Genomic DNA, 6603 nt, shown 5'->3' with positions numbered 1-6603 from the left:
GACCGCCCGGGCACCGGCCTCGGGCTGTCGATCGTGAAGACGATCGTCGATCGCCACGGGGGGCGTCGCGAGGTGTCGTCCGAGCCCGGGGCCGGCTCGACGTTCACCGGAAACCATACGCTAGCGCGGGTGGCGGCCGCGGGGGGCGCCGCGGGGGTCACCGCCCCGCGCCAGGCCCCCGCGGGCGCGGCTGGCGGAGGGTCAACGTCGAGCCGGCCCCGGGCTCGGACGACACCTCGAGACGCCCCCCGTGGCGATCGACGATCGTCTTCACGATCGACAGCCCGAGGCCGGTGCCCGGGCGGTCGCCGGCGGTGGACGCACGGAAGAAGCGGTCGAACAGCTTCGCCTGCTCGGCGGCCGGGATGCCGACCCCGGTGTCGGTGACCGCCACGTGCACGACGTCCGAGGTCGAGGTCGAGGTCAGGCGCACGCGCACCCGGCCGTCGTCCGGCGTGTACTTCGACGCGTTCGACAGCAGGTTCACCACCGCCCGCTCGAGCTGTCGGGCGTCGCCGAGCACCGGCCACAGGCCGCCGTCGGGCAGCTCGATGCCGAAGGCCTGCCCGCGCCGGGCGAAGATCTGCTCCAGCGACGCGGCTGCCTCGCGCACGACCGCGCCGAGGTCGACGATCTCCTCCGCCTCGCGCCGCACCGGGCCGGACGCGTCCAGGCGGGCCATCGTCAGCAGGTCCTCGACCAGCTCGGTCAGCCGCGTGGCGCTGCGGTGGGCGGCACCGAGCAGCGGGCGGCGCTCGGGGTCCTCCTCGTCCTCGAGCAGCAGGTCGAGCAGCCCGGTGATCGCGGTGAGCGGCGTGCGCAGTTCGTGCGACACCGTGGCGACGACGTCCTTGCGCATGCGGTCGATCTCGCGCAGGCGGGCGGCGGCCGCGCGCTGCTGCTCGAGCGCGTCGAGCAGGGCGCGTTCCGACTCGAGGCGGGTCGCCATCTCCTCCGCGTTGGCGCGGCGCAGCTCCTCGGCCGCGGCGCGGGCCTCGGTGATGTCCTGCGAGGTGCCGAACAGGAACGGGCGCCCGTCGTCGTCGGTGCGGAAGCGGCCGCGCGCGTGCAGCCAGCGGATGCTGCCGTCGGGCCAGCGCACCCGGTGCTCGAACTCGTACGGCCGCCGCTCGCGCAGCGAGTCACGCACGACCGCGAGCACGTGCTCGCGGTCGTCCGGATGCAGTCCGGCGATGTACTCGTCGTAGGTGACGACCCGGCGCTCGGCCGGCATGCCCCAGAGCCGGCTCATCTCGGCGCTCCAGTGCACCTGCCCGCCGTCGATGTCGTACTCGAAGCTGCCGACGCGGCCGACCCGCTGGGCCTCGGCGAGCAGGGCCTCGCTCGCCTGCAGCTGCTGCACGCTCGCCGACAGCTCGGCCGTGCGGCGGGCCACTGCGGCCTCGAGCGTGCGCTCGGCCTCGCGGCGCTCGCGCCCGCGCTCGGTCGTCAGGCCGGCGACGAGCAGGCCGGTCAGCGCGCAGACCCCGGTGAAGGCCTGCAGGTGCAGCATGCGGGTGATGACGCCGCCGTCGCCGAACTCGCCGACCCTGGTCGCCGCGGCGATGTCCGCCAGCAGCGCGACGAGCAGCCCGGACGGCGCAGCACCGGCCACGCCGAAGCGCAGCGCCGACCACACGATCGCCGGCAGCACGACGAACTGCAGCCCGCCGTGCGAGAGCAGGCCGAGCCAGCCGACGACGCCGGTGAGCACGAGCGCCGCGCCCCACTCGGCCAGCCGCGCGCGGCCGGCGGTGCGCACCAACCGCGGCACCGCCGGGAGCAGCACCAGCACGGGCGTCACGACGAGCACGCCCGTGGCGTCGCCGGCCCACCAGACGAACCAGGTGCGCCAGTGCGCGGACGCGTCGACGAGATGCAGCCCGACGGTGCCGAGGCTCGCGCTGACCACCGTGGCGGCCACGCCCACCAGCACGAAGCTCGCCGCGTCGCGCAGCCGCCGGAAGTCGCGGTGGAAGCGGACGCCCCGCAGCACGGCGACCGCGACCACCGGCGCGAGCACATCGCCCAGCACGATCAGGGCGGCCGCCCGCGGATCGCTCACGGTGAGCTCGACGGCGGCGGCCCCGAGCGCGACGCCAGGCCACGCGCGCAGCCCCAGCACCAGCAGCGCCGCGACGGCCACGCCGGTCGGCGGCCAGAACGGGCTCACCGCGAACTGGGTGGCGAAGAGGAGACCGAGGCGGGACGCGAGGAAGTAGACCGCCGCGACGGCGAGTGCCCGCAGCACGGCATGCCACACGGCAGCACGACGAACCGCAGCGACGCTCTCGGTCACAAGCTAACACTAACTTCATCTGCACCGGTCGGTCGCCGGGCGATGGTCCCGCCGGCGTTCCGCCGTCGGTCCCGAGCAGGTCAAGAGGGGCAGACCACTCGCAACGGCGCGCACCCTGCCATAGCGGTCGCCTATGACCTGGTCGCGACTTGCTGGCTACCGGCCCCCACGTCCCGCCGGGACGCTGGGGATGTGACGACGACGCACGATCAAGTCCCTGCGCGCCCGGCCCGGGCGACGCCGTCGCGGGCCCGCGCGCTCGGGCAGTCGCTGCCCGCCCTTGCAGCTCTCGTCCTGACCACGGTGGCGGCGACGGCAGCCGGCGCGCGATGGCCGGTCGTCGGCGCGCCGGTCGTGGCGGTCGTGCTCGGGGTCGTCGCCGGCCGCCCGGTGCGGCGGTGGACGACCCGGACGCCACGCGTGCTGCGAGTGACGCAGGAACGCGGGTTGCAGCTCGCCGTGGTGCTGCTCGGCGTCCACCTCTCCCTTCGCGAACTCGGCCATATCGGCGTGGGTTCGCTGCCGGTGATGCTCGGGACGTTGGCCGTGTGCCTCATCGTCGCGCGCGTCGTCGGCGGACGACTGCGGGTGCCGCGCGACCTTCGCGTCCTCATCGGCGCCGGCACCGGCATCTGCGGAGCGTCCGCGATCGCGGCGGTGAGTTCGACCATCCGCGCACGCCACGACGACGTCGCCTACGCGATCAGCACGATCTTCGTCTTCAACATCGTCGCCGTGCTGACGTTCCCGCCCGTGGGGCATCTGCTCGGGATGTCGGGGCAGCGCTTCGGGGTCTTCGCCGGGACGGCGGTCAACGACACCTCCTCGGTCATCGCCGCGGCACAGAGCTTCGGCGGCGACGCCGAGTCGCATGCGGTCGTCGTGAAGCTCGTGCGGACCCTGATGATCGTGCCGATCTGCCTCTGGCTGGGCTCCCGGGCACCCGCCGGTGCGCCCCGACCTGGGGGACGCGTCCGCGAACGGGTGCGGGCGACGACCGGCCTGATCCCGACGTTCCTGGTGGCCTTCGTCGGCGTCGTGGCGCTGAACAGCGCGGGCGGCATCCCGACGGCCGTCGCGCGGGTCCTCGGTGACCTGTCGCCGGTGCTGGTCACCGCCGCGCTGGCAGCGATCGGGTTGTCGGTCGACGTGCGGGCCCTCCGCCGGGCCGGCGCGCGACCACTCGTGCTCGGGCTGGTGCTCTGGATCGTCGTCTCGCTCACCAGCCTGGGCCTGCAGGCCTCGCCCCTGTGAGACAGTCCGCCACGTGCCGCTCCCGCCCTGGATCACCGACCTGCGCAGCCTCGATCTCCTGCTGTCGGTGGCCGAGCTGGGTAGCGTCGGACGCGCTGCGGCCGAGCATCACATCAGCCAGCCGAGCGCCAGCGAACGGCTCAACCGGCTCGAGCGGCAACTCGGTGTCGAACTGCTGATCCGCACCACGCAGGGCAGCCGGCTCACGCCGGCCGGTGAGGCGGTCGCGACCTGGGCACGCGAGGTGGTGAGTGCCGCCCACGCCATGGCCGACGGCGTCGGTTCGCTGCGGACGGGCGGCGTCCCGCGTCTCGCCGTCGTCGCGAGCCTCACGGTCGCCGAGTACCTGCTGCCGGGCTGGCTCCTGGACCTGCGTCGACGGCACGCCGACGCCACCATCAGCGCCGGGGTCGCCAACAGTCACGACGTGTGCGACGCCGTCCGCGCCGGCCGGGTCGACCTCGGCTTCATCGAGAGCCCCGACCTGCCGCCCGACCTGCACTGCCTGACGGTCGGTGTCGACCGTCTCGCGCTCGTCACCCGCTCGGGCGACGTGCCGCCCACAGGCCTCACGGTCCGGGAGCTCACCCGGCTCCCCCTGCTCGTCCGCGAGCCGGGCTCCGGCACGCGGGAGACCTTCCTGCGTGCGCTGTCCGACGCGCTCGGCGAGCCGCCGGAACTGCCGGACGCCACCGAGCTCGGCTCGACCGCGACCATCCTCGCCACGGCCCGGGCCGGCGGCGGGATCGGTGTCATCAGCGCCCGGGCCGCGGCGTCCGCCGTCCGTAGCGGCGAGCTGTCCGAGCTGGCAGTCGACGGCCTCGAGCTCGATCGACCCCTGTCCGCCGTGTGGCGGGGGCGGCGCCCGCCGCCCCTGGCCGCCGAACTGATCGGGATCGCCCAGGGCACGGTGCAGGCAGCACCCTCGTGACCGGTGCGCGCGATGGTCCCGCCGGCGTTCCGGCCGTCGATCGCGAGCAGGTCGAGCCGCCCGAAGCACCCGCACCGGGCGTACCGGTTGCCTTGTCGGCACTCGGGGGACGTGCCAGGGTCTGCGCGTGAGCACTGCCAACGTCGCCACGTCGACCACCGACGTCATCCCCGCCTACGCGCACCGCACCGTGAGCCGCTCGATGCTCATCTGGGCGGCCGGGCACGACTCGATGGCCGCAGCGCACGCGGCGCTCGTGAAGTGGGTCGTCGACAACGGCTTCGACGGCGTCGTCGGCGTCCGGTGCGAGATCACCGCCAACGTCCATGGCACCACCCGGACGCACAACCTGGGCACCTTCGCCGATGTCCAGGGCCAGACGGCGAGCAAGTTCCTGTACACGATGTACGGCACCGCGATCAGCTACGCGGACTGACCGGGCGACCTGCCTCCCGGCGTGCCGGTGCGCGGTGGCGGGTGAGAGCGGGCGACGGGAATCGAACCCGCACCATCAGTTTGGAAGGCCGCTCCGGGCAAGTTTCGGGCAATGTCGCGTTGTGCCGCCAAGTGCTTGCAAGTCCCATTTTCGCTGGCCTAGAAGCACTTGGACGAGATCGGTAAATGTTGACTCGATCCGGCCTCGCAGGAAATTCTTGCGGATCCGCTGCGGACTCGGGTAGATCATGTTCGATTAACTCACCGATAATTCTGCAATCGAACAGAGCGTGGACTCGAATCTGACCTTGGTCAGCGGACATGGCCGCGTCCCCGTGGGTCAAGCGATTGGCTCACTGGACGCGCCGCCCCGACATGGTCATACTTATGACCATGTCGGAGTTCGCGTCGTTGGCGGAAGCGAAGGCTCATCTCTCTGAGCTGGTCGCCCGCGTCAGTGCGCAGCACGAGCGGGTGACCGTCACCGTGCACGGCCGGCCCAGCGCGGTCCTCCTCGCCGTCGACGATCTCGAGGCACTCGAAGAGACGATCGCCGTGCTTTCGGACGGCGCCGCGCTCCGCGCGCTGAGAGAGGCTGACGCCGAACTCGCTCGAGGCGAGGGCGAAGACGCCGACACGCTCGCCGCCGCGATGCGTGCCCGGCGAGCGAGTGCGTGAGCGGAGGGCGCTACCAACTCGTCGTTGCTCCGACTGCTCGTCGACAGCTCGCGGAGGAGCTGCCCGAGCCGGTTGCCTTCGCTGCATACGAGTTCATAATTGGTCCGCTGCTCGACAATCCGCATCGCGTCGGCAAGCGTCTGCGTCCCCCGCTCGACGACCGGTACAGCGCGCGGCGCGGCACCTACCGTGTGATCTACCGCGTCGAGGACACCAGGCAGATGGTCACCGTTGTCGGCGTCTTCCCTCGTTCGGATGCGTATCGAACGCAGTGAACCGGCGTATTGGCCGGCGCGGACTGCTCCGAAATCAGCGATCTGCAACGGGCCGTGACGCGGACCGCGTGCTCGACCACGTCCACCGCAGTGCTCGACCATGCCGACGGCAGTGCACGACCATGCCGAGTTCCGAGCGGATTGGACGATCTCGGTCCAGGCGCTGTCATGCCGGTGGTCGATAGGTCGCTCCTCACGCTTGACGGCTGGAACCGCACAGCACCAGGGGCCGCTAAGTTCGGATCATGAACCAGCGGTGGGACTCGTTCCGTAGAACGCCAGCTCTGGCCTTCCTCACCGCCCTCGTAGCGTGGATCTTGTACAGACACTTCTTGGGACATGAGTCTTGGGGGCGCAGTGCGGTCTTTGCGATCTTGTTCGCGTGTTTGATCACTGCGACTTTCGAGGTGGTCAAGCGTAGGAGGCGTTGAGCACGACGACGCGGTGGGTTCGGTCGGCTGAATCTGGGAATCTTGTGCACGTGCACACGTTGCTGGTGATCGGCGCGATCGTCGTGTGCTTCCTCGTCATGGCACTGTCCTCAAAGGCGCAGACCGGCGACCCGTGGGCGGGCGGTCGACCACCTTGGCCCACTCGATCTGAGTTGCGACGTTGGAGGGCCCGTCGGCGAGACCGCTCGGAGTAGTGCGCGACCATGCCGCTGTCGTCGCGGAGCGCGACCATGCCGCTGTCGTCGCGGAGCGCGACCATGCCGCTGTCGTCGCGGAGCG

General features: G+C 71.8%; 7 protein-coding genes and 1 pseudogene. 6 read left to right on the top strand and 2 right to left on the bottom strand.

From position 1 onward, the window contains the following. Window positions 1–96 (top strand): annotated as a pseudogene (locus tag ACTHMS_RS05975) (ATP-binding protein); the annotation flags it as partial. A 61-nt stretch (window positions 97–157) separates the two neighbouring features. On the opposite strand, the gene ACTHMS_RS05970 reads toward ACTHMS_RS05975, so the two are convergent. Beyond that, entirely contained in the window at window positions 158–2299 is a 2142-nt protein-coding gene (locus ACTHMS_RS05970; protein ID WP_440305760.1) for an ATP-binding protein, read from the bottom strand. Window positions 2300–2491: 192 nt separating this feature from the next. Between ACTHMS_RS05970 and ACTHMS_RS05965 the strand changes: the two genes are divergently transcribed. The 5 genes from ACTHMS_RS05965 (at window position 2492) to ACTHMS_RS05945 (ending at window position 5872) form a co-directional block, all read left to right on the top strand. After that, window positions 2492–3553 carry a YeiH family protein gene (locus ACTHMS_RS05965; RefSeq protein WP_440305759.1) on the top strand — a complete coding sequence of 354 codons (1062 nt, stop codon included), beginning with the start codon at window positions 2492–2494 and terminating at the stop codon, window positions 3551–3553. A 13-nt stretch (window positions 3554–3566) separates the two neighbouring features. Next, window positions 3567–4484 carry a LysR family transcriptional regulator gene (locus ACTHMS_RS05960; protein ID WP_440305758.1) on the top strand — a complete coding sequence of 306 codons (918 nt, stop codon included), beginning with the start codon at window positions 3567–3569 and terminating at the stop codon, window positions 4482–4484. 127 nt (window positions 4485–4611) lie between these two features. After that, window positions 4612–4920, top strand: a complete 309-nt coding sequence (locus ACTHMS_RS05955; RefSeq protein WP_440305757.1) for a hypothetical protein — start codon at window positions 4612–4614, stop codon at window positions 4918–4920. Between the two features lie 392 nt (window positions 4921–5312). Next, window positions 5313–5597: a type II toxin-antitoxin system Phd/YefM family antitoxin gene (locus ACTHMS_RS05950; protein WP_440305756.1), complete on the top strand. Its 285-nt coding sequence runs from the start codon at window positions 5313–5315 to the stop codon at window positions 5595–5597. Next, window positions 5594–5872: a type II toxin-antitoxin system RelE family toxin gene (locus ACTHMS_RS05945; protein ID WP_440305755.1), complete on the top strand. Its 279-nt coding sequence runs from the start codon at window positions 5594–5596 to the stop codon at window positions 5870–5872. Before ACTHMS_RS05950 ends, ACTHMS_RS05945 begins: the two co-directional genes overlap by 4 nt. A 411-nt stretch (window positions 5873–6283) precedes the next feature. Here the strand turns inward: ACTHMS_RS05945 and ACTHMS_RS05940 are convergent. Next, window positions 6284–6603: hypothetical protein (locus tag ACTHMS_RS05940; protein WP_440305754.1), on the bottom strand; the 320-nt coding region annotated here is incomplete at its 5' end.

Source organism: Jatrophihabitans sp. (genome assembly GCF_051960575.1).
Lineage (GTDB): Bacteria > Actinomycetota > Actinomycetes > Mycobacteriales > Jatrophihabitantaceae > JBQCEE01.
Note: the sequence above shows the minus strand (reverse complement) of the source record. Positions and strands in the feature narration are given on the sequence as shown.